We start from the raw sequence: 25,270 nt of genomic DNA, 5'->3' as shown, positions 1-25,270 counted from the left end.
TCAGGCCAGCGCGGCCGGCAGCGTGGCCGACCAGGCCTGCTTCGCCTCCGCGACCGGGACCTCGAACTGGCCCTCGACGCTGATCGTGTCGCCGCCGGTCCGACCGATCGGGGTGACCGGCACGCCGTGCTCGTGGGCGAGCGCGACGAGCGCGTCGGCGTTGTCGGTGGTCACCGTCACGATGGCTCGCGCAGCGGACTCGGAGAAGAGGGCCACGAAGGCATCGCCGTCGGCGACGTCGGCCACGGAGACCGACACCCCGATCCCGCTGCGGAAGGAGGCCTCCGCCAGGGCCTGCGCCAGTCCACCGTCGGACAGGTCGTGCGCGCTGGTGACAACTGCATCGCGCGACGCGTCGGCGAGCAGCTGCGCGAGCGCGCGCTCGGCTGCCAGGTCGACCTGGGGAGGCAGTCCGCCGAGGTGGCCGTGGACGACGTGCGCCCACTCGCTGCCGGACAGCTCCTCGCGGGTCTCGCCCAGGAGGAACACCCGCTCCCCCTCGGCGACGAACGCGCTCGGGGTGCGGCGGGTGACGTCGTCGATCACGCCGAGCACCGCCACGACGGGCGTCGGGAGGATGGCCGTCTCGCTGGTCTGGTTGTAGAGGCTGACGTTGCCGCCGGTCACCGGGATGCCGAGCTCGGCACACGCGTCCTTGAGGCCGCGGCAGGCCTCGGCGAACTGCCACATGACAGCGGGGTCCTCCGGCGAGCCGAAGTTGAGGCAGTCGGAGATGGCCAGCGGGGTCGCGCCGCCGGTGGCGACGTTGCGGTAGGACTCCGCCAGGGCGAGCTGGGCGCCGGTGTAAGGGTCGAGCTTGGCGTAGCGGCCGTTGCAGTCGGTCGCGACTGCGACGCCGAGGTTGGTCTCCTCGTCGACGCGGATCATGCCGGAGTCGGACGGCTGGGCGAGCACGGTGTTGCCGCGCACGTAGCGGTCGTACTGGTCGGTGATCCACGACTTGTCGCACAGGTTGGGGCTGGCGACCAGGCGGAGCAGGGTCTCCCGCAGCTCGTCACCGGACGCGGGCCGGGCCAGGGCCTCGGCCCGGTCCGCCTGCAGGGCGTCCTGCCAGTCGGGGCGGGCGAAGGGGCGGTGGTAGGTCGGGCCGTCGTGGGCGACGCTGCGCGGGGGCACATCGACCACGCGCTCGCCGTGCCAGTCGATCTCCAGGCGGCCGGTGTCGGTCACTTCACCGATCACCACGGCCTCGACGTCCCACTTCCGGCAGATCTCCATGAAGCCGTCGACGTCACCGGGCTCGACGACGGCCATCATCCGCTCCTGCGACTCGCTCATCAGGATCTCCTCCGGAGCGAGCGTGGAGTCGCGCAGCGGCACGCGGTCGAGCTCGACGTGCATGCCGCCGTCGCCGGCCGAGGCGAGCTCGGACGTCGCGCACGACAGGCCGGCGCCGCCGAGGTCCTGGATGCCGGCGACCAGGCCGGCCGCGAAGATCTCGAGCGTGCACTCGATGAGCAGCTTCTCCATGAAGGGGTCGCCGACCTGCACGCTGGGCCGCTTGGCCGGGCCGTCGGCGTCGAACGTCTCCGACGCCAGCACCGAGACGCCGCCGATGCCGTCGCCGCCGGTGCGCGCGCCGTACAGGATCACCTGGTTGCCGACCCCGGAGGCCTTCGCGAGGTGGAGGTCCTCGTGCTTGAGGACGCCGATGCACAGGGCGTTGACCAGGGGGTTGCCGAGGTAGGTGTCGTCGAAGCCGGCCTCGCCGCCGATGTTGGGCAGGCCGAGACAGTTGCCGTAGCCGCCGACGCCGGCGACGATCCCGGGCAGCACCCGGTGGGTGTCGGGCGCGTCCAGCGGGCCAAAGCGCAGCGGGTCCATCACGGCCACGGGGCGGGCGCCCATCGCGAGGATGTCGCGGACGATGCCGCCGACGCCGGTCGCGGCCCCCTGGTAGGGCTCGACGTAGCTGGGGTGGTTGTGGCTCTCGACCTTGAAGGTCACGGCGTACCCCTGGCCGATGTCCAGGACGCCTGCGTTCTCGCCGATGCCGGCCAGCATCTTGCCGCGCGGCGTCTCCTGGGCCAGCTCGCCGAACTGCTTGAGGTGCACCTTCGACGACTTGTAGGAGCAGTGCTCGCTCCACATCACCGAGTACATCGCCAGCTCGCTCGACGTCGGGCGGCGCCCGAGGATCTCGCGGATCCGGGCGTACTCGTCGACCTTCAGCCCGAGGTCGGCCCAGGGCTGCTCTCGTTCGGGGTCGCCTGCGGCGACGGCAACGGTGTCCAGCTGGGGGCGCACAGCAGTCTCGGGCACGGGCCCAATCTACCGGCGGCTCCGGGGCGCCCCGCCGGCCGGTCCACGCCCCCGTCGGGGTAGTCCGTGACGATCGGACCCTCCGCGGGTCGCTCGGAGGGTCCGATCGTCACGGACTACCGAATTCCAGGTCTGTAGTTCACTCGAACTCCTGTTACCGGTGTGACTGAAGTGGTTACAGTGCTTCGGCCAGCACCCCGGCCAGCCCTCCCTGGAGCCACCATGCCCCGCCTCTTCCCCGCATCCGACGCAGTCCGCGGCACTGGCGTACGACGCGCGGTCGCCGCCGTCGCGACGCTGGCCCTGGCCGGGGCGACCCTGGTCGGGTCGGGCGCCTCGGCCCACAGCGAGGGGTCCACCAGCGAGGCCCGCCGGGCGAACGTCGTGACGCCGGGCGACTTCACCGGCTACGGCTTCGACCAGTGCGTCGCCCCGACCCAGGCCGCGATGGACAAGTGGCTCAAGCAGTCGCCGTTCCTCGCCGTCGGCATCTACATCTCCGGCGACTCCCGCGCCTGCCGGGTGCAGCCCAACCTCAGCCCGGAGTGGATCTCCACCCAGCTGGCGAAGGGCTGGCGGCTCCTGCCCATCGCGCTCGGCCCCCAGGCCTCCTGCCAGCCGCGGTTCCCGCGCTACAAGGACGACTTCAAGATCAGCCCGGCCAGGGCCAACGGCTACGCCACCGCCGCAGCCCAGGGCGCCACGGAGGCCGACAAGAACGCCGCCGACGCTGCGGCGTACGGCATCACCCCCGGCAGCACGCTCTGGTATGACCTCGAGGGCTTCGACCTCGGGAACACCGACTGCCGCGAGTCGGCCCTGGTGTTCCTGAGCGCCTGGACGAAGCGGATCCGCCAGCACGGCTACGTCGCGGGCGTCTACTCCAGCGCCGGGTCGGGCATCAAGATGCTCGACGACGCGCGCGTGGAGCGCCCGGGCCAGTTCGCGCTGCCCGACCGGATCTGGGTCGCGCGCTGGGACGGCGTCGCCAACACCTCGACGAGCTACCTGCGCCCGGACGGGTGGGTGCCGGGCGGCCGGGTGAAGCAGTACCAGGGCGGGCACAACGAGACCTGGGGCGGCGTCACGATCAACATCGACCGTAACTTCCTCGACCTCGGCGCCGGCTCCGTCGCGCCGCCGGAGTCCCACTGCGGCGGGCTCAAGGTGAGCTTCTGGAAGTACCCCGCCCTGTCCGCCGGCTCGGCGCCCGCCACCCGCGTCGAGGCGCTGCAGTGCCTGCTGAAGGAGCGCGGCACGTATGCCGGGGAGGTGACCGGCAGCTATGACGAGGCGACCGTCGCGGCCGCCCAGGCCTGGCAGACGGCGCACGGGTTCGCGCCCTCGGGCACCTTCGAGCGGGCCCACTGGGTCGCGCTGCTCGCCGAGGGCAGTGCGCCCGTCGCGAAGGTCGGCTCCATGGGCGACCCGGTCTACCGCCTCCAGCGTGCGCTCAACGCCGCCGGCGCGGGGAGGTTCAAGGCCAAGGGCGTCTTCGAGGGCAAGACCGAGGCGGCGGTCCGCCGCTACCAGGCCGCCGTCGGCGTCCGGGTCAGCGGTGTCGCCAACCCCGCGACCTGGCGGAAGCTGCTCAAGGGCCGCAGCTGATCCGAGCTGTCACATGAGCGAGTACGCCGAGGCTCAGGCGGGCGGTCCGAGGAGCAGCGCGACCCCGGTCAGACCGAGGACGGCGGCGACGTAGCCGAAGACCGCGGCCACGTGGTGACGCAGCAGGAAGCAGACCGCGCGCTGCGGCGCCGTCGGGGAGTGGTGGCGGGAGAGCCAGTGCTCGTCCAGCAGGCCCCTCGCCGCGGCGTACCGCTCGAACAGCAGGGTCGCGAAGGGCGGGACGGCCGCGACCAGGCCGAGCAGCCCGCGCCACCAGGACCACCGCTGGTCGACGGCGACGACGACCGTGACGAGGCAGTAGGCGATGAAGACGACGCCGTGCACCATCCCGAAGACGCGGACTCCGAGCTCGGTGGTCTCGGGGACGTACTTGACCCACATCCCGGCCAGCAGCAGGGCCCAGGTGACCGCCTCCGCCACCGCCAGGGTGCCGAAGACGCGGCGCGGGCTGAGCCGGCTCACGCGAGGACGGCGGCGGCCAGCGAGGTGAAGAACCCGAGGCCGTCGGTGCCGGCGCCGGTGAGGTCCTCGACGCAGTGCTCGGGGTGCGGCATCAGGCCGACGACGTTGCCGCGCGCGTTGGTGATGCCGGCGATGTCGCGCAGGGAGCCGTTGGGGTTGTCGTCGAGATAGCGCGCGACGACGCGGCCCTCGCCCTCGAGCATGTCGAGGGTGGCCTCGTCGGCGATGAACCCGCCCTCACCGTTCTTCAGGACGATGGTGACCTCCTGGCCCTCGGCGTAGGCGGAGGTCCAGGGCGTGCGGGTGTTCTCGATGCGCAGGCGCTGGTCGCGGCAGACGAACTTGCGGTGGTCGTTGCGGATCAGGGCGCCCGGGAGCAGGTGGGACTCGCAGAGGATCTGGAAGCCGTTGCAGATGCCGAGCACCGGCATGCCGCGCTCCGCGGCCTCGATCACCGAGGTCATCACCGGGGCGAAGCGGCTGATGGCGCCGCATCGGAGGTAGTCGCCGTAGGAGAAGCCGCCGGGGAGGACGACCGCGTCGACCCCCTTGAGGTCGTCGTCGCCGTGCCAGAGCGCCACGGCCTCGTTGCCGCCGAGGCGTACGGCGCGCTGGGCGTCGACGTCGTCGAGCGAGCCCGGGAAGGTGACGACCCCGACCTTCATGCCTGCGACTCCACGTGGACCGCGAAGTCCTCGATGACCGGGTTGGACAGCAGCGTCCCGGCCATCTTCTGGACCTCGGCCAGCGCCTCGTCGGTGGCGTCGCCCTCGATCTCGAGCTCGAACCGCTTGCCCTGGCGGACGTCGGTCACGCCCGCGAAGCCCAGCCGGGGCAGGGCACCGAGGACGGCCTTGCCCTGGGGGTCGAGGATCTCGGGCTTGGGCATGACATCGACCACGTAACGGGCCACTTGGCGCTCCTCAGGGCGTCGGGTGCGTGCGACCGGAGTCTATCGGCGGGCGCCACGCGCCCGACGCTCGGCTCGTCCCTCGGCCGGGGGCGCCCTAGAGTCGAGGCATGAGCATGTCGACCCCCGGCGCGGGCCGTCCCGGCCAGACGTCCCCACTGAAGCTCGATTTCCCGCAGTCCCTGGCGGTGTACGACGACTACGAGACCGCGCAGCGCACCGTCGACTACCTCGCGGACCACGAGTTCCCGGTCGAGCAGTGCATGATCGTGGGCACCGAGCTCAAGCGCCTCGAGCGGATCACCGGCCGGCTCACCTGGAGCAAGATCGCGGTCGGGGGGATCCTCTCGGGGGTCTGGCTCGGGACGTTCGTCGGGCTGATCTTCTGGCTCTTCACCACGGCCAACCCGCTGGGCGTCCTGGTGAGCACCGCCCTGTTCGGCGCCCTCTTCGGGCTGGTGTGGGCCCTGATCGGCTACGCCGCCACCCGGGGCCGCCGGGACTTCTCGTCGGTGACCCAGATCGTCGCCACGAAGTACGAGGTGCTGGTCGAGCACAAGAGCGCGGCCAGGGCCCGCGAGCTGCTGACCGGGCTGCCCGGGGCGCTGCCCAACCCCTTCCAGTGAAGCGGTCGCAGAAGACGTGCCGACCCGCCAGGGACTGCAGTCATCGGTGACTGCGGGCCCCTGACGGGTCGGTGGTCTCAACGGGTGATGGTGCTGCGGCCCAGCGCCAGGCCGAGGCCGGCGACGACCAGCCAGACGTGGGCGAGCAGGCCGGGCACGCCCGGGACGCCCAGCCCGACCACCATCAGCGTGGTCTGCAGGACCGGGAGCACGCTGACGACCCCGATCCAGCGGGAGACGGTCCGCTCACGCAGGCCCATCCATGCCACCGCCCCCGCCGCCACGACCACCCCGAGCCAGCCGATGAACGAGCCGAAGTCGTTGAGCAGGTAGTAGACGTAGAGGCCCTGAGTGTCGTAGCTGCCCTCCTCGAGACCGCCCGGCATGTACAGCCCGAGCGCGCCCTTCCAGCCGTAGCCGTAGGTCAGGCCGGCCGCCGAGGCGAGCAGGCCCATCGGGACCAGGTGGGCGGCGGTCGAGTCCTGGAGGCGTGGCTCCACGTGCCGCCGCCAGCTGGCGGCGAAGAGGAGCAGCAGCACCACGGCGCCGTACCCGAACAGCATGCTGAGCCGGTACGGGAGCGGGCTGAGGTCGGTGAACAGCTTCTCGCTGACCTCCACCCCGACGCCGCTGGTGCGGCCGTCGAGGACCATGGTCGCGACGAAGCCGAGGACGCCGGCTCCGGCGGCGTACAGCGGCCAATGGGCGCGGCCGGTGCTGCGGGCGCCGGCGCCGGTCGTGGTCTGGGTGTCGAGCTGGGACATGGCGGATCTCCTCGGGATGTGTCGCTGACGAACACGAGGAGCGTGGCCCGCCCGATGTCCCGGCCACGAGTGACGCAAACCCCCTCATTCCGGGACGTCGGTTCGGGCACGATGGCCGAGTGCTCCACCGTCCCGCCGTCGCAGACCGGCACCTGACCGCCGGCGCGGCACTCGTCGCGGTCGTAGCCGTGGCCTGCTGCGCCGTGGTGCCGGCCGTCCAGGCGGGCCTCGGCGACCGGGTCGCCCAGCAGGCCGGCCTCCCGTCGGACCTGGTGCTCGGCACGGTGTGGCCGGTCGTCGGCGCCCTGGTCGTGCGGGCCAGGCCGCGCAACCCGGTGGGCTGGCTGTTGATGGTCCCGGCGCTGATCGGCCCCTACCAGCTGTGCGCCCTGTACGCCGCGTGGCAGGGCGGCACCGGCCTGCTCGGCGGCTTCGCGGCCTGGGTCGCGATCTGGGGCTTCGCGCCCTACTTCTTCACCCTGCCCGTCCTCCCCCACGTCTTCCCGGACGGCCACACGCTCGGCCCGCGCTGGCGTCGCGTGCTGGTCGCAGTCGTCGCGGTCGCTGTCGTCACCACCGTCGCCCGGATGTTCGCACCGGTGACCGCGGACATCGCTCCCGCGCTCGACAACCCGCTCGCCCTGCCGGGCGGAGACTGGCTCAACTACGTGACGGCGGCGGGCGCCATGAGCCTCTTCTTCGTCGGCATCCCCGTCGCCGTGGTGTCGCTGGCCGTGCGGATGCGGCGGGCCCGGGGCGTGGAGCGGACCCAGCTGCAGTGGCTGCTACTGGGCGGCATCGTGCTGGCGGTCGGCGCCCTGCCGGTGCTCCCGGCGGAGTGGGGCCTGTCGGTCGGCCTCTTCGGGCTGCCGGTGGCGATCGGCATCGCGATGCTGCGGCACGGCCTCTTCGACGTCGAGCTCACCCTCAACCGCGCCCTGGTCTTCGGGGTGCTCACCGGCGTCGTCGTGGCGGCGTACGCGCTGGCCGTCTACGGCATCCAGGCGATCGCCCCGGACTCCCGCTGGGGCCTCGTCCTGGTCGCGACGGCGGCACTGCTCGCAGCAGCGGCCCGCGACCGGGTGCAGGCGGTGGTCGACCGGTTGCTCTACGGCCACCGGCACGATCCCTACGCCGTGATCACCCGCGTCGGCCGGCACATGGCGGCCGCCGGGCAGCCGACCGAGGCACTGGAGCGACTGGTCGACGGACTCCGGGAGGCGCTCCGCCTCCCCTACGTCGCTTTCACCGGCGGCGACCTCGACATCGCGTCCGGCACCCCGACGCACGGCACGCGCACCGTGCCGGCCAGGGCCCTGGGCGAGGCCGTCGGCGAGCTGCACGTCGGGCTGCGCCGCACGGGCGAGGCGTGGAGCCCGCCGGAGCAGGCGGCGATCGAGGAGGTCGCCGCCCGCGCCGGCACGCTGGCGTACGCCGCTGGGCTGGTGGCCGACGTCGCCCGCAGCCGGGAGCGGATCGTGCTCGCGCGGGAGGAGGAGCGGCGCCGGATCCGGGCCGACCTGCACGACAGCGTGGCGCCGGCCCTCGCAGGCAGCGCCCTCCAGCTGGACTCGCTGGTCAGGCGGCTCCGGTCCGACCAGCGCGACGACCTGGCGGACCGGGCTGCCACGCTCCGCGACGGACTGCGCGAGACGGTCGCCGGGCTCCGGTCGCTGGCCCACGACCTGCGGCCGCCCGTGCTGGACCAGCGGGGGCTCACCGGGGCCCTCCGCGAGCTGGTCGCCGGCCACGACGCCCCCCGCTGCGAGGCGGACATCGACGAGCTCGGGACGCCGCCGGCCGCGATCGAGGTGACGGCCTACGCGATCGCGGCCGAGGCCTTCTCCAACGCGCTGCGGCACAGCGCGGCCAGCAGGATCCGGGTGACCGCCCGAGCCCGGGACGGGTGGCTCGAGCTCGCGGTGGTGGACAACGGCGTGGGGCTGCCGGCGAGCTTCCGGGCCGGCGTGGGCACCGTGTCGATGCGCGAGCGCGCAGTCGAGGTCGGTGGCCGGCTGGAGATGGCGGCCCCGCCCGGCGGAGGCACCACGGTGACGGCCGCCCTGCCCCTGGAGGTGGCATGACAGTCCGTGTCCTGGTCGCTGACGACCACCCCGTCTTCCGCGCGGGGATGCTCACCGTGCTCGAGGACCTGCCCGGGATCGAGGTCGTCGGCCAGGCCGCCGACGGGCGCGAGGCCATCGAGCTGGCCGGCACCCGTCAGCCCGACGTCGTGCTGATGGACCTGCGGATGCCCGACGTGGGCGGCCTGGAGGCCACCGCCCGGATCCGGGTGGAGCACCCGTCGGTGGCCGTCGTCGTCCTCACCATGGACTCCGACGACGACTCGATCTTCGCGGCCCTGCGGGCGGGGGCGCGCGGCTACCTCCTCAAGGAGGCCGACGTGTCGGACATCGAGCGGGCCGTGACGTCGGTCGCCCGCGGCGAGGCGGTGTTCGGCGCCGGCATCGCCGAGCGCGTGCTCGCCCTCTTCGCTGCGGGCCGGACGACTGCGGCCAGCCCGTTCCCGCAGCTGACGCCGCGAGAGCTCGAGGTGCTCGAGCTGATCGCCCAGGGCCTCGACAACGGCGCGATCGCGCGCCGCCTGGTGCTCAGCGACAAGACGGTCCGCAACCGGGTCAGCGACGTCCTCGCCAAGCTGCACGCCCGGAGCAGGGCCGAGATGGTCGCCCTGGCCCGCGACGCCGGGCTGGGGGGCTGACCCCCGGTCAGCGGCGGCCCGCGCCCACGATCACCAGCGCGACGCCGAGGCCGGCGACGAGCGGGCCGACGATCGCCCAGGTCTCGACGCCGGTCATCGGGCTGCCCTCGAGGTAGCCCAGTCCCTGGAAAGTCCAGACGCCGCCGGCCAGGAGCATGGCCAGGCCGACGGCGACGAAGGCTGCGCGCACGTCAGGACAGCTCTCGCTTGAGGATCTTCCCGGTGGCCGTCATCGGCAGGGTCTCGCGGAACTCCACGATCCGCGGGTACTTGTAGGCGGCCATCCGCTCCTTGCACCACGCGACCAGCCCGTCCTCGGTCAGCGTCGAGCCGGGGTTGCGGATCACGACGGCCTTGATCTCCTCGCCGTGGCTCTCGTGCGGTACGCCGATCACGGCGGCGAGGCTGACGTCCGGGTGCTGCAGCAGCGTCTCCTCGATCTCGCGCGGATAGACGTTGAAGCCGCCGCGGATGATCATGTCCTTCGAGCGGTCGACGATGTAGTAGTAGCCGTCCTCGTCACGGCGGCCCAGGTCGCCGGAGCGGAACCAGTCGTCCCGGATCGCCTCGGCCGTCGCGTCCGGCCGCTTGTAGTAGCCCTTCATCACGTTGGGGCCCTTGATCGCGATCTCGCCGACCTCGCCCTCCGCGGAGTCCGACCAGTCGTCGTCGATCAGCTTCATCTCCACGCCGGGGATCGGCGTGCCGATCGAGCCGACGCGCACGTCCTCGCCCCACGGCGCGAAGCTCGCGACCGGGGACGTCTCGGAGAGGCCGTAGCCCTCGAGGATCGTCACGCCGAAGCGGCGCTCGAACTCCTTGTGCACCTCCACCGGCAGGGCCGAGCCGCCCGCGGCGGCGACCCGGAGATTGGCCGCGAGCTGCTGCGGGTCGACGCCCGCTTCGTCGAGGGCGCCGAGGAGGCCCCAGTACATCGTCGGCACGCCCGCGAAGAACGTCACCTTCTCCCTGGCCATCGTCTTCAGCGCCGCGTCGGCGTCGAAGCGCGGCAGCATCACGATCGTGCCGCCGAGGCCCAGGCCGGCGTTCTGGATCACGGTCTGGCCGAAGGAGTGGAAGAGCGGCAGCACGCAGAGGAACGTGTCCGGGCGCTCCTCGTCGGCGTTGAAGAGCTCCCGGCAGACCTCGGCGTTGGACACCATGTTGCGGTGGCGCAGCTCGGCACCCTTGGGCTGGCCGGTGGTGCCGGAGGTGTAGAGGATCACCGCCGTGTCGTCGTCGTCCACGTCGACCGTCTCGAACGTCGGCGGCTGCGCGGCCATCGCCCGCGCCAGGGTCTCGGTGCCCTCGATGGGCGACTCCGCGGCCGGGTCGACGGTGATCATGAAGAAGTGCTCGCAGCCTTCGGCGTCGCCGAAGCCGGCGTACCCCTCCTGGCCGATCGGCAGCTCGGGCGTGCCCTGGAAGCAGAAGTAGGCCTTCGCGTCGGAGTCGCCGAGGTGGTAGGCGACCTCGCCGCCCTTGAGGAGGATGTTGAGGGGCACGACCGTGGCGCCGGCCTTGAGGATGCCGAAGTAGACGATCGTGAACCACGGCAGGTTGGCGCAGCTCAGCGCGACCTTGTCGCCGGGCTGGATCCCGCGCGAGGCGAGGAGGTTGGCCACCTGGTTGGCGGCGTCGTCGACCTGGGCGTAGCTGAGCCTGGTGTCGCCCAGGACGAGCGCCGTGCGCTCGGGGTGCCTGGCGGTCGAGTGCTCCAGCAGGGAGGCAAGGTTGCGTGAGGCCATGGCGTCAAACCTAGCGACGGGGCTCCGCCGGCGGGATGGACGCGGGCACATTCGTCCGGCTGCCGTGGGGCGCCGGCACAGCGTCACGCCCGCGCCAGGACCCTCGCAGCCCGCTCGAGGTCGGCCTTGACGGCGCGGGAGGCGAGGCGCCCGGCTGCGGCGGCTGCCGCGCCCCACGGTCCCCGCGCGGTGACCTCGCCATCGGCGCGGACCCGCGTCCCGCCCGGGATCGCGGTGAAACGCAGCGCCAGGGTCGCCGTCACCCCGTGCCAGCGCCCGCGCTCGGCCCACAGGCGGCAGGGCTCGAGGTGGGTGATCTCCAGCCGCGGACGCACGCCGACCAGCGTCGACTCGCGCCACGTCATCCCGACGTGCGGCTCGCTGCGGTCGGTCAGCGTCACCGACGTCAGCGACGCCTGCCACTCCGGGCGGTTGCGCGGGTCGGCGAGGTAGGTGAAGACCACCTCCGGCGGGTGTGGCATCTCCACCGTCGCCACGATCGAGCGGGTCGTCAGAACCTCTCCCCGGTCAGCCGCTCGTAGGCCTCGACGTAGCGCGCGCGGGTGCGCTCGACGACCTCCGCGGGCAGCGGCGGCGGCGCCTCGCCGGAGGTGCGGTCCCAGCCCGACGCGGGCGAGGTGAGCCAGTTGCGGATGACATCCTTGTCGTACGACGGCTGGGCGTGGCCCGGCTCCCACTGGTCACCCGGCCAGAAGCGGCTCGAGTCGGGAGTGAGCACCTCGTCGGCGAGCACGATCGTGGCGTCCGGAGCCCGGCCGAACTCGAACTTGGTGTCGGCCAGGATGATGCCCTGCTCGCGGGCGATCGCCTCGGCGCGGGAGTAGATGTCCAGGGTGAGGTCGCGCAGCGCGACCGCGTCGGCCTCGCCCACGGTCGCGACGACCGCCTCGAAGTCGACGTTCTCGTCGTGGTCGCCCAGCTCGGCCTTGGTCGCCGGAGTGAAGATCGCCTCCGGCAGACGGCTGCCGTCGACCAGCCCGGGCGGCAGCCCGATGCCGCAGACGCTGCCGGACTCGGCGTACTCACGCAGGCCGCTGCCGGTGAGGTAGCCGCGGGCCACGCACTCGACCGGGAACATGTCGAGCTGCTCGCAGATCACCGCGCGGCCGCGGACGGCATCGGGGACGTCCGTGGAGACCACGTGGTGGGGCACGCCCAGCTGGCCGAACCACCACAGGCTCATCCGGGTCAGGATCTCGCCCTTGTCCGGGATGCCCGGGGACAGCACGAAGTCGTAGGCGCTGACCCGGTCGCTCGCCACCATCAGCAGGCGGCCGGCGTGCTCGCCCTCGTCGATCCGGTAGAGGTCGCGCACCTTGCCCGAGTGGACGTGGGTGGTGCCGGGGATCGCCGGCGCGTCGGGGATGTCGAGGTCGGCCACGGACGAAGCCTAATGGTGCGCCGGAAGATGCCTCGTGACCCTCAGCGCTTGAGCCACTCCATCGGCCGTGAAGGGTTTCGGGCGCGTGTCCCCGGGGAAGGAATGCAGGACGCCCGCCACGCCGAGGAGCCCCTCATGACCCGAACCGACCCCCACGATCCCGACTACGTGCCCCCCTACACCGGCCAGGACGGGCGTGACGTCGGCTCCGGGGATCGCTTCGGCGGCGATCTCTATGCGTTGTACTCGGCGGGGCAGCTGCACATCCCCACCACAGCCGGTCACTACTCGCAAGCCGCTGCCGAGCTCCACTACGTTCAGGCCCTCCTGGAGAGCATCGCCTCGCAGCTGCCCCACCCCGTCGGACACGCGATTGCCCGCCGCGCAGAGGACGTCTATGACGCCCTCCGATTGAGCACGAAGCGTCTGTACGACGCGGGAGAGACCCTCGTGCTCATCGCGGACGACTACGCGAAGACCGACCAGGAGGCCCGCGACCAGTTCGCAGGCCTGCTCGAGCGAGATGCGTCCTTGTTCGACAACCCCCCGGCGCGGCACGACCCGCCGCGTCCCGGAGATCCGCCGACGGTGGATCCGGACGACGTGCCAGAGGAGGAAGACCTCGACCAGATCCTCGAGGACGCGGACATCGAGGACCAGCTCGCCGACGACGACGCGGAGGAGGAGGACTGATGGCCGATACCTTCGACCTGGCCGAGTTCTACACCGTGACCAGCGAGGCCTATGACCTGATGGAGGAGCTCCACGGCATCGACGGGGTGCTCGACGGACTCGACGAGCGGGGCCTGACCGGTTACCGCGTCACCCCTGGATCGTCCAACATGGCCTCGGACGGCGACAGCACCATCACGCTGGGGACTACCCACTCGTTCACGAAGCGGTATCACGGCACGCAGCCCGGCAGCGGCGGTGGGGGCTATTACACGGCCCCCGCCGAGCCGGTCGACATGTCGTGGGTCGACGACGTCTATGACGCTGCCTCAGCCTGGCGAGTGGCCGCCCAGACCTCGTTCGAGAGCGACGTCGAGTCGATCGTCCGGCTGGAGTCCAGCTCGTTCCGCACCCCGTCACACGTCCTCGTGTCGACCTACGCGACCCTGAAGACGCGTGTCTCCGTGGACTGGGCTGGGCTCTCGGAGCAGGGGTCCGAGTGGGAGGGCGAGGCAGCCGACAAGTTCTTCAAGGACTTCCACGCGCCCTTCAACTCCATCCGCGAGAACCACTTGTGGGCGCTCGACTACCTCAACTCGCTCATCGCTGCGGCGAAGGCGGTCAACGACGCGGGCCAGCACAGTGTGATGAACCTCGTCACCGAGGCCAAGCGGCTCGCCGATCGGCAGCTTCAGAAGCGTCAGGACGACAGCCGGGAGCAGAGCAGTGCCGAGGCACTGATCCTGCTGTCGACGATCTCCGGCATCGCGGGCGCGCTGCTCTTCCCGGTCCCCGGGGCGGCCGCCGCGCTGGGCAGCACCTCGTTGCTGCTCAACTACGCTGCAACACAGGTCCCGCCGGAGAACTCGAAGCTCAAGAATCTCGAGGCGAGCAGCGCCGAGGAGGTCGACGGCGCGCTCGTCGACGAGCTGGCCGAGGTGAAGACCAACGTGAGGCGCAACTACGACGGGGTCCAGGACAAGGTGGCCGAGATGCGGGAGCACATCGACGGCATGGACGACGGGGTCGTGACCGGGTCGAAGGTGAACCTCTGGACACCGATCGCCGCCTCCCTCGGCAACGACGGCACCTTCTACCACGAGAGCAGCGGGCGCGGACTGTGAACCGGCTGCACCGCGCCTGCCTCGCAGGCATCCTGCTCGCATCGTCGAGCGCGTGCGCCGATGAACCACCTGCACACCCTCCTCCCGACCCGTGGGTCGTGCCTGAGGACTTCTGCGACCGCATCGACCTCAGCGCACGGGTCACCTCGGCTGGATGGGACGACGTCCGTCGGACTCACGACGAGGCGGAAGAAGCCGGCTCACTGTGTGCCGCGATGGCTTCCATGGTGGCCGTGGAGCTGCAGGCGGTCGCGCCGACGTCCAAGGCAGACATCGACCTGGCCTACGGGAATGCGTCCGTCGTAGTCACGGCCCCGGACGCCTGGGCGACGCTCGGCGAGGTCGAGACCTCGACACCGAGTGTTGCCGCCTCCTGGGAACGCAGCAGGTCGGCCCTCTTCGCTGCTGATGAGCGGTTCGAGGACGACGGAGCCACCCGGATCCGACGTGCGGACGCCGTCGCTGACGACAATCTGGTGGTCCGGCTGGTCGTCACCGCCACGGTGCCGGAATCCGATCGGCATGCAGCGATCGAGCGCGTGAACCGACTGGCGGACCTCGTCCTCGATGCCGTTCCGGACGCTGTCACCTCTTGAGCCACCATTCCATCCGCCGGGTGATCCACGGCAGCAGGACGTAGGTCATCAGCGGCGTCATCACCAGCACGGAGGCCAGCACCCGCAGCGGCAGCGGCCAGTCGGCGATCGTGTGCGACACCACCCAGTTGGACGCGACGCTCAGCGGGAAGAAGACCAGGAAGATCACGACGGCCTGCTTCCAGCGCGGCGGCGCCTTCCGGAGGTGCTGTACATCGGTCGCGGCGGGGTCGTCGAACCAGCCCTCGATCCCCGTGCGCCGCTCCACCCGCGTCGCCTCGATCCGGCCCGCTGCCGCCTCGAGCCACCAGGCGCGCTGCGGGCTGGCCTCCCAGTGGGCGAGCGAGTCGGCGTCGGCGAAGCGGTAGAGCATGTGCCACTCCTTCGACCCCTCGGCCGGTCGCACCCAGCCGCTGCCCAGGAACCCGTCGAAGGACTGCGCCAGGCTCGTGCCCGCCTGCACCCAGGCGAGCATCTCGTGCGACTGCGCGGGGTCGACGTGGCGGGTGACGGAGACGGTGACGGGGGCGGACATGGCCCTCATTGTCGGGTCGGGCCGGCCGGGGCTCCGAACTCGCGTCGACGAGACCTCGGACACGCAGGTCGGGGGGTGGCGCGTCTCAGTAGCGGATCCCGAAGCCGGCCGCGCCGGTCTCCGAGCCCTCGGCGACGTCCACCCGCTCGACCCGCGCCCCCGGCGGGCCCTCGTGGCACCACGCGACCAGCTGCTGGACCGCGTCCGCGGGGCCCTCCGCGTGCACGGCCACCGAGCCGTCGGGCTCGTTGCGGACCCAGCCGGCGACGCCGAGGCGCTCCGCCGCGCGCTGCGTGTAGTAGCGGAACGAGACGCCCTGCACGCGGCCGGTGATCGTCAGGTCGGTCGCAGTCACGCCTCCCATGATGGCCCGTCTGAGGCAGGCGGTGCCCGCCTCAGGTGGGTACGGCGCGTGGCTAAGGCGGTCTGAGGCCCCAGACGTAGGCAGATGCCCGATGCCCGGTAGGGGGCCTCAGTCGAACAGTAGGACGTGCCAGCCCACCACCCGAGGAGCCCGTCATGAACAGCACCGCCATCGACATCACCCGCCAGGTCGCCGCCCAGCACCAGGCCGACATCCGCCGCCAGGTCCGTGACGCAGCGCTGGCCCGCCAGGCCGCGCGCGACTCGGAGGCCGGTCCACGGGCCTCGGCCTCCGGGGTCCGGCGAACCTTCGCCTGGCGCCGCTGGGTCCCCGCCGGCTGACCCGCCCACGCATGTAACGCGCCGTCCATGGCACTCCCGCGCCGTTGTGGCGGCGCGGAGGTGTACTGGACGGCGCGTTACATCGCGTCAGGATGCGGTGTCGCGCGGCGCACGGCGGGCCGGGCGAGGGCTGAACCACGAGAGGGCCCGGAGCGGACTGCCGTCCGACCCGGGCCCTGGTGTCGTGACCCGGTTGCCGTGCTCGGCTGCCGCGCTCAGGCGCCAAGCGCCTCCGGGGCGGTGGCGAGGGTGGTGAGCGAGGCGAGGACCCGGGAGCACTCCGCCGCCACCGCGACGGCGAGGGCCTCGGGAGTGTCGCCGTCGGCCTCGGCCACGACGTGCTGGACGGTCCCGGCAGCCTGCAGGTCGGCGGCCCTGACACGCTGCGCGCGCGCCAGCTCGGGAGCGTGCGACACGTCGCCGTGCACGATCACGCTCGCGCCCTCCGGCGGGAGCGGCGAGAGCCAGGAGTGCTCGGTCGCGACGACGACCCGGGCCGGCAGCAGCGCCAGCGCGCCTCCCCCACACCCCTGGCCGAGCAGGACCGAGAGCGTCGGGACCGTCATGGTCGTCATCGTGGCGATGCAGCGGGCGATCTCGCCGGCGATCGCACCTTCCTCGGCCTTCTGGGACAGCTCGGCCCCGGGGGTGTCGATCACGGTCACGAGCGGGAGCCTCAGCTCCTCGGCCAGGCGCATGCCGCGGCGTGCCTCGCGCAGGGCCGCCGGACCCATCGGCGTGGTCGGCGACTGCCGGGCCCGGTCCTGGCCGACAAGCACACAGGGCTGACCGTCGAGCCGGGTCAGCGCGACAATCACGGCAGCGTCCCGCTCGCCCTCGTCGGTCCCGCGCAGGCGCACCGTGTCGGAGGCGCCGTACCGCAGCAGCTCTCGCACACCCGCCCGGTCGCGCCGCCGCGTCCGCTCCACCGAGGTCCAGGCGTCGGGAGGCGGTGCCGCAGCCGGGGCCCGCCGCGGCAGTGCCGGGCGGGTGGGAGGGTCGACGAGCACGGCCAGCGCGCGGTCGACGAGGGCGGGCAGGTCCTCCGGCGCGACCACGGCGTCGATGACGCCGTGGTCGGCGAGGTTCTCCGCGGTCTGGACGCCGGCCGGGAAGGGCCTGCCTTCGAGCGCCTCGTAGACCTTCGGCCCGAGGAAGCCGATGAGCGACCCCGGCTCCGCGACGGTCACGTGGGCCAGCGACCCCCAGGAGGCGAAGACGCCGCCGGTGGTCGGGTGCCGCAGGTAGGCCAGGTAGGGCAGCCCTGCCGCCCGGTGCGCCATCAGCGCCCGGGAGATCTCCACCATGTGCAGGAAGGCCGGGGTGCCCTCCTGCATCCGGGTGCCACCCGATGCGGTGGTCGCGAGCACCGGCAGTCCCTCCGCCGTGGCGCGGCGTACGGCCTCGGTGATCCGCGTCGCCGCCGCGCGACCGATCGAGCCCGCCAGGAAGCGGAACTCGTTGACCACCACCGCGACCGGACGACCGTGCACGAGACCCCGCCCCGTCAGGACCGACTCGTCGGTGCCGGCCTTCTCGGCCGCGGCGGCGAGCTCGGCCCGGTAGGCAGGGTCGAGGCCGGACACGTCGACCGGCCGGTCCCAGGACTCGAACGACCCTTCGTCGAGGACGAGGTCGGTCAGCTCGTGGGCGCTCCAGCGATGCGTCATGACGCCTCCTCGAGCCAGGCCCGCAGCGCCCCTCCGTGCTGGTCCAGGGTCGGCGGGGCTGCGTGCTCGCGACCCGTCTGCTCGGCGCCGTCGGCACCGAAGAACCGCAACGGGGGCCCGGGCAGCGTCACCTTGCCGAGCGTGGCGTGCTCCACGTCGACGAGCAGCCCCTGGCTGGCGGTCTGCTCCCAGGCATACACCTCGTCGATCGACCGGACCTTGCCCGCGGGGATGCCGGCCTCGGCCAGCCGCTCGAGCAGCGCTTCGGCCTTCCAGGTGGCGAACACACCCTCGACGACCTCGATGACCTGCTCCCGCCGGGCCGCGCGCTCGGGGTTGGTCGCGAGCCCGTCGGCCTTCGGGTCCAGCCCGAAGGTGTCGCAGAAGCGGGCCCACAGGCCCTCACTCCCGACGGCGATCTGGACCGCCCCGTCGGCGCAGTGGAACAGGCCGTACGGCGAGATCGAGGGGTGGTGGTTGCCCTGCGCCCTGCCCACCTCGCCGGCCACGGTCCACCGGGTGCCCTGGAAGGCATGCACGCCCACGACGGCCGCAAGCAGCGAGGTGCGGACCACCCGGCCGACGCCGGTGCGGTGGCGTTCGTGCAGGGCCGCAACGACGCCGTACGCGCCGTACATCCCGGCGAGCAGGTCGGCGATCGGCGTCCCCACCCGCTGCGGGTCGTCCGGCCCGGAGCCGGTGAGGGACATCAGCCCGGCCTCGCCCTGGGCGATCTGGTCGTAACCCGCCCGCCCACCCTCGGGCCCGTCATGGCCGAAGCCGGTGATCGAGAGCACCACCAGCCGCGGGTTGCGGGCCTGGAGGTCGGCGATGCCGAGGCCGAGCCGCTCGAGAACGCCGGTGCGGAAGTTCTCGATGAGCACGTCGGCCCGGTCCACGAGCTTGAGCAGCACCTCGCGGTCCTCGCCCGCCTTGAGGTCGATCGCGATCGACTCCTTGTTGCGGTTGCAGGACAGGAAGTAGGTCGACTCGGGCGCCTCGGGGTCGCCGACGAACGGCGGCCCCCAGCCACGGGTGTCGTCGCCCGAGCCCGGCACCTCCACCTTGATCACGCGGGCACCCAGGTCACCGAGCATCATCGCGGCGTGCGGTCCCGCCAGCGCCCTGGAGAGGTCGACGACGACGACGTCGGACAGCGGCCCCTGCACGGCCGTCACCAGCCCGGCAGCACGAGTGCTGCCCAGACGAGGAGCGGTCCGACGAGGACGACGATGACGCTGTAGGTCAGGATCTGCTTGTAGAAGGTCTGCTCCTCGATGGTGTCCGGCTTGTTGGCCAGCATCAGCGCGCCGTTGGTCGAGAACGGGCTCACGTCGACGATCGTCGAGGCGACGGCGAGGGCAGCCACGAAGAGGCCGGCCGAGATGCCGTGCTCGGCGATCAACGGGAGCGAGATCGGGATGATCACGGGCAGCAGCGCGGTCGACGAGGCGAACGCCGAGACGACACCGCCGACGTAGCACAGCACCAAGGCGCCGATCGCGGCAGCACCGAGGCCGGCGGCCCAGCCACCGACGAACTCCGGCGACCCGGCGGTCGTCAGGATCGTGGCGTAGGTGCTGACGCCGGCGACGAGGAGGACCGTCGGCCAGGCCACCTGGCGCACGGCGTCCTTGTGCTCGTTGGGCGAGAGCATGGCCAGGATCACCGCGGCGGTGATCGAGACGAAGCCGATGTTCTTGTCGAAGACCAGCGCGATCGCGGCGACGCCGACGAAGGCGACGAGGGTCAGGATCTGGTCGACCCGGGCGCCGGTGGCGGTGGTCGTCTGCGTGGGCTGCGCCGTCTGGGTGGTGCCGCTTCCAGTGCCGGTTCCGGTGCCGAGTGGTGTGCTGGCGCCCATCCCGCGTGCCGACACCGGGTTGCCCCCACGGCGCAGGTCCCCACGGACATCCTCGTCGGCGTCGATGCGCGCGGAGAACAGGTTGCGGCCACCCAGCAGCACGAACAGGATCGCAGCCATGGCCGTGTTGACGACGAGGCTGGCGAGGAAGATCGTCACCTCGCTGCTCGGCAGGCCGGCCTCCTCCATCACCGAGTTGGTGATCGCGCCGTAGATGCTGATCGGCGAGAAGCCTCCGGCCTGGGCGCCGTGGACCACCATCATGCCCATCATCAGGGGGCTGATGCCGTACTTGCCGGCGAAGCCCAGCGCGATCGGGCCGATGATCGCGCAGGCCGCGGGACTGACCGCGCCGATCGCGGTCAGCAGCGCCGTCACGGCGAACATCACCCACGGGATGAAGGCCACCCGGCCGCCGACCGCCCTCACCGCACTGCTCACGATGAGGTCGACGGTGCCGTTGTTCTTGGCGATCGCGAACAGGTAGGTGACCCCGATCAACGTCAGGATCAGGTCACCGCTGACGCCGGCGAGGATCTCCTTCTCGTCGAGGTTGAGTGCGTACATGCCCACGAGCCACGCGGCGACGTAGGCCAGCGCGCCCATGTTGATCGGCAGGACGGTGCCGACCACGAACAGCGCTACCAGCGCCAGGATTGCGACCCATTCAGGTCCCATGAGGTCCACCTTTGCTCAGAGTGCCGGGGGCTCGGTGTGACGAGCACCACTGGACTGGATCAGTGGCCTAGCCAATAGGACACTGCCGGGAATGTCAATAGGATGGACGCATGTCCGAGCTGTCCCGCGACCTCCCAGGTCGTCCGCTGCCCACCCGCCTGTCGCGCACCCGGCTCTACGAGCAGGTCGCGGAGCAGATCACCACGTGGATCGCCGACAACGGGCTGACGGCCGGCGAGCGCCTCCCCCCCGAGCGGGAGCTGGCGGCCCGTCTCGGCGTCAGCCGCGCGACGCTCAGCCAGGCGCTGGTCGCCCTGGAGGTCGTCGGCGTCGTGGCGGTGCGCCACGGCGACGGCACCGTGCTGACCGGCAAGGGAACGGGCGCGATCATCGACGCCATCCGTGCCCACGCCGACCGCATCCCCGAGATCATCGAGACCCGCGACGCGCTCGAGACCAAGCTCGCGGCGCTCGCCGCGCAGCGTCGTACCGACGAGGACCTGGCCGCGATCAACGCCGCACTGGAGGAGATGGAGCGCGACATCGAGGCCGGCGGCCGAGGCGTCGAGGGTGACGAGAAGTTCCATGGCGCCGTCACGGCAGCCGGACACTCCGACCTGCTGTACCGGATGATGGCCACGATCGGCGAGCTGATCCGCGAGACGCGGATCGAGTCGCTCTCCCAGCCCGGACGGCCGCGTGACTCGCTCGCCGGACACCGTCGGATCGCCGATGCCATCGCCGCCGGCGACCCTGCCGCGGCGGCGGAGGCGATGCACGACCACATCACGATGGTCAGCGACGTCGCCCTGATCCGCGACGACGGGTGACCGGCGGCGAACAGCTCGCCGTCCTGGCGGCGGGCCTGGGCTCGGGTGTCCTCACCTCCACTGTCGGCGTCGCGTCGTTGCTCAGCTTCCCGGTGCTCGTCGCCCTCGGGATCCCGCCCGTCGTCGCGAACGCGTCCAACACCGTGGGACTCATTCCCGCCGGCCTGAGCGGATCCTTCGGCTACCGCTCGGAGCTGCGGGAGCACCCGCTCGTGACCCGCGCCGTGCTGGCCTGCTGTGCGGTCGGCGCGGTGCTGGGCGCCGTGCTCCTCCTGGCGCTGCCGGCGAGCGCGTTCGAGGCCGTCGTGCCGTGGCTGATCCTCTTCGCCTGCCTGCTCGTCGGCGCACAGCCGTGGATCTCGCGGTGGCTGCGCCGCCACCACGACGAGTCCAACCCGGTCTCCCCCCGGCTCTCGATGTCCCCCGCGACGACGGGCTTCGCGGCCCTGACCGGCGTCTACGGCGGCTACTTCGGCGCGGGCTCGGGCGTGATGATGGTCGCGGTCCTCGGCCTCGGCACCGACCTCGAGCTGAGGGTCGTCAACGCGCTCAAGACCCTGGCGGTGCTCGCGGGCAACCTCGTGGCCGGCGCGATCTTCCTGGTGGCCGCCGACCTGCACTGGGAGGCGATCCTGCTCCTCGCGACCGGCTCGGTGGTCGGCGGCTACGCCGGCGCGCGCATGGGCCGGCTGCTGCCGCCGGCGTTCTTCCGGCTCGCGGTCGTCACGGCCGGCATCGTCGCTGCCGCGCTGATGCTCTAGCCGTCCGTCAGAGGATGGCGCCGGGGGTGTACGCCGCGGCCTCGGGGTGGCGGGCGACGAGCTCCACCACGCGGCGTACGACGGCCTGCGTCTGCGCCACGGCCGCGCCGGTGAACTCGATCGGATCCGCCACCAGGGCGGCGATCTGGTCGCGGGTGAGGCCCAGCCGCGGATCGGCGGCGAGGCGGTCGAAGACATCGTTCTCGGCCTGGCCCTGGCGCATGTCGAGGGCGACGCCGACGGCCGCCTCCTTGATCGCCTCGTGTCCGACCTCACGTCCGACGCCGGCCCGGACGGCCGCCATCAGCACCTTGGTGGTGGCGAGGAAGGGTAGGTAGCGGTCGAGCTCGCGCTGGATCACCGCGGGGAAGGCGCCGAACTCGTCGAGCACCGTGAGGAACGTCTGGAAGAGCCCGTCGACCGCGAAGAAGGCGTCCGGCAGCGCGACCCGGCGGACGACCGAGCAGGAGACGTCGCCCTCGTTCCACTGGTCGCCGGCGAGCTCGCCGACCATGGACAGGTAGCCGCGGGTGATCACCGCGAGGCCGTTGACGCGCTCGCACGAGCGGGTGTTCATCTTGTGCGGCATCGCGCTGGAGCCGACCTGGCCCTCCTTGAAGCCCTCGGTGACCAGCTCCAGGCCGGCCATCAGCCGGATCGTGGTGGCCAGGTTGGAGGGGCCCGCCGTCAGCTGGACGAGCGCGGAGAGCACGTCGAAGTCGAGGCTGCGGGGGTAGACCTGGCCGACGCTGGTCAGCACCTGGTCGAAGCCGAGGTGGGCGGCCACCCGCTGCTCGAGGTCCTCGAGCCTGGTGGCGTCGCCGTCGAGCAGGTCGAGCATGTCCTGGGCGGTGCCCATCGGCCCCTTGATGCCGCGCAGCGGGTAGCGGGCGAGCAGCTCCTCGATGCGCTGGACCGCGACGAGCATCTCGTCGGCGACCGTCGCGAAGCGCTTGCCGAGAGTCGTGGCCTGGGCCGCGACGTTGTGCGACCGGCCGGCCATCACGGTGGTCTCGTGCTCGGTGGCGAGCCTGGCCAGGCGGGCGAGGGTCGCCACGGCCCGGTCGCGGAGCAGCTCGAGCGACTGCCTGACCTGCAGCTGCTCGACGTTCTCGGTGAGGTCGCGGCTGGTCATGCCCTTGTGGATGTGCTCGTGGCCCGCCAGCGCCGAGAACTCCTCGATGCGCGCCTTCACGTCGTGGCGGGTGACCCGCTCGCGGGCGGCGATGGAGTCGAGGTCGACCTTCTCGACGACCGCCTGGTAGGCCTCGACCACGCCGTCCGGCACGTCGATGCCGAGGTCGCGCTGGGCCTCGAGCACGGCGATCCACAGCCGGCGCTCGAGCACGATCTTGTGCTCGGGCGACCAGATCGCGGCGAGGTCGGCGGCGGCGTACCTCGTCGCGAGGACGTTGGGGACGGTCATCGGGTCTCCTTGAGGCCTGCGGCGGCGAGGGCGATGTCGCGGCGCCACTGCGCGCCGGGGAAGCTGATGGTCGCGACGCCCTCGTAGGCCTTGGCCCGGGCGTCCGCGATGTCCTCGCCCACGGCGACCACGGCGAGCACCCGGCCACCGGCGGTGACGAGGTGGCCGTCGGCCAGGGCGGTGCCGGCGTGGATCACGTCGACGTCCGGCTCCTTGTCGAGCGTCTCGGTGCCGACGATCACGTCGCCGCCCGACGAGCCCTCGGGGTAGCCCCGGCTCGCCATCACGACGGCCACGGCGGCCCCCGGCTTCCACACCGGCTGCGGCACCTCGGCGAGGCTGCCGGTCGCGGCGCCCAGGAGGAGCGGGCTGATCGGCGAGTCCAGCAGCATCAGCAGCGGCTGGGTCTCGGGGTCGCCGAAGCGGGCGTTGAACTCGACGACCCGCGTCCCCTTCGACGTCAGCGCGAGGCCGGCGTAGAGCAGGCCGGCGAAGGGCGTGCCGCGGCGGGCCAGCTCGTCGACGGTCGGCTGCAGCACGTCGCGCAGCACCTCGTCGACGAGGCCCTCGGGCGCCCAGGGCAGCGGCGTGTAGGCGCCCATGCCGCCGGTGTTGGGTCCCTCGTCGCCGTCGAAGATGCGCTTGAAGTCCTGGGCCGGCTGCAGCGGGTAGACCGTCGCGCCGTCGGTGATCGCGAAGAGGCTGACCTCGGGGCCGTCGAGGTATTCCTCGATCACCACGCGCTCGCACTGGGCGGCATGTGCCAGCGCGGCCTCGCGGTCGTCGGTCACCACGACGCCCTTGCCGGCGGCGAGGCCGTCGTCCTTCACGACGTACGGCGCGCCGAAGGCGTCGAGGGCCGCGGCCGCCTCCTCGGGCGTGGTGCAGACGCGGGCCTGCGCGGTGGGCACACCGGCGGCCTCCATGACCTCTTTGGCGAAGGCCTTGGAGCCCTCGAGCCGGGCGGCCTCGCGGCTGGGACCGAAGCAGGCAATGCCGGCGTCGCGCACCGCGTCGGCGACGCCCGCGACGAGCGGGGCCTCCGGGCCGATCACGACCAGGTCGGCGCCGAGCTGCTTCGCCAGGGCCGCGACCGCGGCCCCGTCGGTGGCGTCGACGTCGTGCAGCGTCGCGACGGACGCCATGCCCGGGTTGCCGGGCGCGGCGTGCACCTCGGTGACACCGGGGTCCCGGGCCAGTGCGCTGGCGAGGGCGTGCTCGCGTCCTCCGGGGCCGATGACGAGGGTCTTCACGGGCCACGATCCTATCGGCCGGAGGCGCACCCTCCCGACCGCTCAGGTGCCGTGGACGATCGCCTTTGCCCGCAGCCGGGTTGCGCGGTCACCGGTGACCGGCCGAGCGGGGCTACCGCCGCGTCAGGCGGGGACCGGTGGGACTCTGGCCGGCGCCGCCGTGGCTCTGGCGGGCGATGGCACCACCCAGCTGCAGCCGGAGCAGGAGGACCAACAACCCGAAGCCGGTGACGATCGCGCCCACGCCACAGATGAGGAGCACGATCCCGGGCGCGACGTCCTCGCCCGGTGCCAGGGTCACGGCGAACGCCAGCGCCAGCAGGCAGGCCGCGGCGGCAGCGCCGACGATCGCGTCGAGGTAGCGGAGGGCGGCCCGGGAGATGGCCGAGCCCCGGCGCACCAGCGTCTGGAGCTGCCACGCACACACCGTGACGACCTGGATGCACAGCACTCCCAGGCCGAGGATGACCAGGATCGGCACCCGCAGCGGCGACCCCTCCAGGTCACCGGCGGGCGCTGGACCGATCATCACCTGCACGACCAGCGAGCCGGCGAGCACCACTGCCAGCACGGACCGCAGCGCGAGGTGGGTGAGCGTCTCCATCGGGTC

General features: G+C 72.3%; 27 protein-coding genes. 10 read left to right on the top strand and 17 right to left on the bottom strand.

Translation table 11 applies throughout. The annotated features are described in order from the left end of the window. Complete coding sequence (gene purL / locus DDE18_RS02075) at positions 1-2,283, bottom strand: phosphoribosylformylglycinamidine synthase subunit PurL (protein ID WP_245916392.1); 2,283 nt, start codon at positions 2,281-2,283, stop codon at positions 1-3. 222 nt (positions 2,284-2,505) lie between these two features. Here purL and DDE18_RS02070 point away from each other — a divergent pair, with 222 nt between their 5' ends. Next, on the top strand, positions 2,506-3,891 hold the full coding sequence (locus DDE18_RS02070) for a glycoside hydrolase domain-containing protein (RefSeq protein WP_116570557.1): 1,386 nt from the start codon (positions 2,506-2,508) through the stop codon (positions 3,889-3,891). Positions 3,892-3,924: 33 nt separating this feature from the next. On the opposite strand, the gene DDE18_RS02065 is transcribed toward DDE18_RS02070, so the two are convergent. The 3 genes from DDE18_RS02065 to purS are packed head-to-tail and all read right to left on the bottom strand — an operon-like array spanning position 3,925 to position 5,287. Continuing rightward, entirely contained in the window at positions 3,925-4,374 is a 450-nt protein-coding gene (locus tag DDE18_RS02065; protein ID WP_116570556.1) for a DUF3817 domain-containing protein, read from the bottom strand. Continuing rightward, positions 4,371-5,039, bottom strand: a complete 669-nt coding sequence (gene purQ / locus DDE18_RS02060; RefSeq protein ID WP_116570555.1) for a phosphoribosylformylglycinamidine synthase subunit PurQ — start codon at positions 5,037-5,039, stop codon at positions 4,371-4,373. Before purQ ends, DDE18_RS02065 begins: the two co-directional genes overlap by 4 nt. Continuing rightward, positions 5,036-5,287, bottom strand: coding sequence for a phosphoribosylformylglycinamidine synthase subunit PurS (gene purS, locus DDE18_RS02055; RefSeq protein WP_116570554.1), 252 nt, complete (start codon positions 5,285-5,287; stop codon positions 5,036-5,038). The genes purQ and purS overlap by 4 nt, the downstream gene beginning before the upstream one ends. Before the next feature lie 107 nt (positions 5,288-5,394). Between purS and DDE18_RS02050 the strand changes: the two genes are divergently transcribed. Beyond that, positions 5,395-5,910, top strand: coding sequence for a YflT domain-containing protein (locus tag DDE18_RS02050; RefSeq protein WP_116570553.1), 516 nt, complete (start codon positions 5,395-5,397; stop codon positions 5,908-5,910). Between the two features lie 77 nt (positions 5,911-5,987). On the opposite strand, the gene DDE18_RS02045 is transcribed toward DDE18_RS02050, so the two are convergent. Beyond that, positions 5,988-6,674 carry a hypothetical protein gene (locus DDE18_RS02045; protein WP_116570552.1) on the bottom strand — a complete coding sequence of 229 codons (687 nt, stop codon included), beginning with the start codon at positions 6,672-6,674 and terminating at the stop codon, positions 5,988-5,990. A gap of 119 nt (positions 6,675-6,793) precedes the next feature. Here DDE18_RS02045 and DDE18_RS02040 point away from each other — a divergent pair, with 119 nt between their 5' ends. Beyond that, positions 6,794-8,758, top strand: coding sequence for a sensor histidine kinase (locus DDE18_RS02040; protein WP_116570551.1), 1,965 nt, complete (start codon positions 6,794-6,796; stop codon positions 8,756-8,758). Beyond that, complete coding sequence (locus DDE18_RS02035; protein WP_116570550.1) at positions 8,755-9,396, top strand: response regulator; 642 nt, start codon at positions 8,755-8,757, stop codon at positions 9,394-9,396. The genes DDE18_RS02040 and DDE18_RS02035 overlap by 4 nt, the downstream gene beginning before the upstream one ends. A 7-nt stretch (positions 9,397-9,403) precedes the next feature. Here the strand turns inward: DDE18_RS02035 and DDE18_RS02030 are convergent, their stop codons facing one another. The 4 genes from DDE18_RS02030 to DDE18_RS02015 all read right to left on the bottom strand — a co-directional run bounded on the left by DDE18_RS02030 (position 9,404) and on the right by DDE18_RS02015 (position 12,546). Then, positions 9,404-9,586 (bottom strand): hypothetical protein, encoded by a 183-nt coding sequence (locus DDE18_RS02030; protein ID WP_116570549.1) that lies wholly within the window; start codon positions 9,584-9,586, stop codon positions 9,404-9,406. 1 nt (position 9,587) lies between these two features. After that, entirely contained in the window at positions 9,588-11,144 is a 1,557-nt protein-coding gene (locus tag DDE18_RS02025; protein ID WP_116570548.1) for a long-chain-fatty-acid--CoA ligase, read from the bottom strand. An 83-nt stretch (positions 11,145-11,227) separates the two neighbouring features. Next, entirely contained in the window at positions 11,228-11,641 is a 414-nt protein-coding gene (locus DDE18_RS02020) for an SRPBCC family protein (protein WP_281258321.1), read from the bottom strand. 14 nt (positions 11,642-11,655) lie between these two features. After that, positions 11,656-12,546 carry a phosphoribosylaminoimidazolesuccinocarboxamide synthase gene (locus DDE18_RS02015; RefSeq protein ID WP_116570547.1) on the bottom strand — a complete coding sequence of 297 codons (891 nt, stop codon included), beginning with the start codon at positions 12,544-12,546 and terminating at the stop codon, positions 11,656-11,658. A gap of 135 nt (positions 12,547-12,681) precedes the next feature. On the opposite strand from DDE18_RS02015, the gene DDE18_RS02010 reads away from it, so the two are divergent. The 3 genes from DDE18_RS02010 to DDE18_RS02000 all read left to right on the top strand — a co-directional run bounded on the left by DDE18_RS02010 (position 12,682) and on the right by DDE18_RS02000 (position 14,938). Beyond that, positions 12,682-13,239: a hypothetical protein gene (locus DDE18_RS02010; RefSeq protein WP_133241129.1), complete on the top strand. Its 558-nt coding sequence runs from the start codon at positions 12,682-12,684 to the stop codon at positions 13,237-13,239. Then, positions 13,239-14,342 (top strand): hypothetical protein, encoded by a 1,104-nt coding sequence (locus DDE18_RS02005; protein WP_116570545.1) that lies wholly within the window; start codon positions 13,239-13,241, stop codon positions 14,340-14,342. Before DDE18_RS02010 ends, DDE18_RS02005 begins: the two co-directional genes overlap by 1 nt. A gap of 215 nt (positions 14,343-14,557) precedes the next feature. Continuing rightward, positions 14,558-14,938: a hypothetical protein gene (locus tag DDE18_RS02000; protein WP_133241128.1), complete on the top strand. Its 381-nt coding sequence runs from the start codon at positions 14,558-14,560 to the stop codon at positions 14,936-14,938. Here the strand turns inward: DDE18_RS02000 and DDE18_RS01995 are convergent. Continuing rightward, the gene (locus DDE18_RS01995) at positions 14,928-15,473 is read right to left on the bottom strand and encodes an antibiotic biosynthesis monooxygenase (protein WP_116570543.1); all 546 of its coding nucleotides are present in this window, start codon (positions 15,471-15,473) and stop codon (positions 14,928-14,930) included. The two genes, DDE18_RS02000 and DDE18_RS01995, sit on opposite strands and share 11 nt — an antisense overlap. An 85-nt stretch (positions 15,474-15,558) precedes the next feature. Next, positions 15,559-15,828 (bottom strand): acylphosphatase, encoded by a 270-nt coding sequence (locus tag DDE18_RS01990; RefSeq protein ID WP_425437537.1) that lies wholly within the window; start codon positions 15,826-15,828, stop codon positions 15,559-15,561. A gap of 164 nt (positions 15,829-15,992) precedes the next feature. Between DDE18_RS01990 and DDE18_RS01985 the strand changes: the two genes are divergently transcribed. Next, positions 15,993-16,178 carry a hypothetical protein gene (locus DDE18_RS01985; protein ID WP_116570541.1) on the top strand — a complete coding sequence of 62 codons (186 nt, stop codon included), beginning with the start codon at positions 15,993-15,995 and terminating at the stop codon, positions 16,176-16,178. A 215-nt stretch (positions 16,179-16,393) separates the two neighbouring features. On the opposite strand, the gene DDE18_RS01980 is transcribed toward DDE18_RS01985, so the two are convergent. Genes DDE18_RS01980 through DDE18_RS01970 form a run of 3 tightly spaced genes read right to left on the bottom strand, consistent with a single transcriptional unit; the run spans position 16,394 to position 20,390 of the window. After that, positions 16,394-17,848, bottom strand: a complete 1,455-nt coding sequence (locus DDE18_RS01980) for a carboxyl transferase domain-containing protein (RefSeq protein WP_116570540.1) — start codon at positions 17,846-17,848, stop codon at positions 16,394-16,396. Next, positions 17,845-19,017: a CaiB/BaiF CoA transferase family protein gene (locus DDE18_RS01975; RefSeq protein ID WP_116570982.1), complete on the bottom strand. Its 1,173-nt coding sequence runs from the start codon at positions 19,015-19,017 to the stop codon at positions 17,845-17,847. The genes DDE18_RS01980 and DDE18_RS01975 overlap by 4 nt, the downstream gene beginning before the upstream one ends. Positions 19,018-19,022: 5 nt before the next feature. Continuing rightward, on the bottom strand, positions 19,023-20,390 hold the full coding sequence (locus tag DDE18_RS01970) for an SLC13 family permease (protein ID WP_116570539.1): 1,368 nt from the start codon (positions 20,388-20,390) through the stop codon (positions 19,023-19,025). A 110-nt stretch (positions 20,391-20,500) separates the two neighbouring features. Between DDE18_RS01970 and DDE18_RS01965 the strand changes: the two genes are divergently transcribed. Together DDE18_RS01965 and DDE18_RS01960 are read left to right on the top strand one after the other, a co-directional pair. Continuing rightward, entirely contained in the window at positions 20,501-21,220 is a 720-nt protein-coding gene (locus DDE18_RS01965) for a FadR/GntR family transcriptional regulator (protein ID WP_116570538.1), read from the top strand. Continuing rightward, positions 21,217-21,981 carry a sulfite exporter TauE/SafE family protein gene (locus DDE18_RS01960; protein ID WP_116570537.1) on the top strand — a complete coding sequence of 255 codons (765 nt, stop codon included), beginning with the start codon at positions 21,217-21,219 and terminating at the stop codon, positions 21,979-21,981. The genes DDE18_RS01965 and DDE18_RS01960 overlap by 4 nt, the downstream gene beginning before the upstream one ends. Before the next feature lie 7 nt (positions 21,982-21,988). On the opposite strand, the gene purB is transcribed toward DDE18_RS01960, so the two are convergent. From purB to DDE18_RS01945, 3 genes are all read right to left on the bottom strand, one after another. Further along, positions 21,989-23,407: an adenylosuccinate lyase gene (gene purB / locus DDE18_RS01955; protein WP_116570536.1), complete on the bottom strand. Its 1,419-nt coding sequence runs from the start codon at positions 23,405-23,407 to the stop codon at positions 21,989-21,991. Further along, a complete protein-coding gene (gene purD, locus DDE18_RS01950; protein ID WP_116570535.1) occupies positions 23,404-24,660 on the bottom strand; it encodes a phosphoribosylamine--glycine ligase in 1,257 nt (418 codons plus the stop codon). The genes purB and purD overlap by 4 nt, the downstream gene beginning before the upstream one ends. A 112-nt stretch (positions 24,661-24,772) precedes the next feature. Further along, positions 24,773-25,264 carry a DUF2975 domain-containing protein gene (locus DDE18_RS01945; RefSeq protein WP_116570534.1) on the bottom strand — a complete coding sequence of 164 codons (492 nt, stop codon included), beginning with the start codon at positions 25,262-25,264 and terminating at the stop codon, positions 24,773-24,775. Between the last annotated feature and the right edge of the window lie 6 nt (positions 25,265-25,270).

This window comes from Nocardioides gansuensis (assembly GCF_003076135.1).
GTDB classification, from domain to species: domain Bacteria; phylum Actinomycetota; class Actinomycetes; order Propionibacteriales; family Nocardioidaceae; genus Nocardioides; species Nocardioides gansuensis.
Note: the sequence above shows the minus strand (reverse complement) of the source record. Positions and strands in the feature narration are given on the sequence as shown.

Bases quoted from the DNA above. Each gene is read 5' to 3' on its own strand.
- DDE18_RS02070 (WP_116570557.1), top strand. From the start codon at position 2,506: ATGCCCCGCCTCTTCCCCGCATCCGACGCAGTCCGCGGCACTGGCGTA.
- purQ (WP_116570555.1), bottom strand. From the start codon at position 5,039: ATGAAGGTCGGGGTCGTCACCTTCCCGGGCTCGCTCGACGACGTCGAC.
- DDE18_RS02050 (WP_116570553.1), top strand. From the start codon at position 5,395: ATGAGCATGTCGACCCCCGGCGCGGGCCGTCCCGGCCAGACGTCCCCA.
- DDE18_RS02045 (WP_116570552.1), bottom strand. From the start codon at position 6,674: ATGTCCCAGCTCGACACCCAGACCACGACCGGCGCCGGCGCCCGCAGC.
- DDE18_RS02035 (WP_116570550.1), top strand. From the start codon at position 8,755: ATGACAGTCCGTGTCCTGGTCGCTGACGACCACCCCGTCTTCCGCGCG.
- DDE18_RS02025 (WP_116570548.1), bottom strand. From the start codon at position 11,144: ATGGCCTCACGCAACCTTGCCTCCCTGCTGGAGCACTCGACCGCCAGG.
- DDE18_RS02010 (WP_133241129.1), top strand. From the start codon at position 12,682: ATGACCCGAACCGACCCCCACGATCCCGACTACGTGCCCCCCTACACC.
- DDE18_RS02005 (WP_116570545.1), top strand. From the start codon at position 13,239: ATGGCCGATACCTTCGACCTGGCCGAGTTCTACACCGTGACCAGCGAG.
- DDE18_RS02000 (WP_133241128.1), top strand. From the start codon at position 14,558: ATGGCTTCCATGGTGGCCGTGGAGCTGCAGGCGGTCGCGCCGACGTCC.
- DDE18_RS01995 (WP_116570543.1), bottom strand. From the start codon at position 15,473: ATGTCCGCCCCCGTCACCGTCTCCGTCACCCGCCACGTCGACCCCGCG.
- DDE18_RS01985 (WP_116570541.1), top strand. From the start codon at position 15,993: ATGAACAGCACCGCCATCGACATCACCCGCCAGGTCGCCGCCCAGCAC.
- DDE18_RS01980 (WP_116570540.1), bottom strand. From the start codon at position 17,848: ATGACGCATCGCTGGAGCGCCCACGAGCTGACCGACCTCGTCCTCGAC.
- DDE18_RS01970 (WP_116570539.1), bottom strand. From the start codon at position 20,390: ATGGGACCTGAATGGGTCGCAATCCTGGCGCTGGTAGCGCTGTTCGTG.
- DDE18_RS01965 (WP_116570538.1), top strand. From the start codon at position 20,501: ATGTCCGAGCTGTCCCGCGACCTCCCAGGTCGTCCGCTGCCCACCCGC.
- purB (WP_116570536.1), bottom strand. From the start codon at position 23,407: ATGACCGTCCCCAACGTCCTCGCGACGAGGTACGCCGCCGCCGACCTC.
- DDE18_RS01945 (WP_116570534.1), bottom strand. From the start codon at position 25,264: ATGGAGACGCTCACCCACCTCGCGCTGCGGTCCGTGCTGGCAGTGGTG.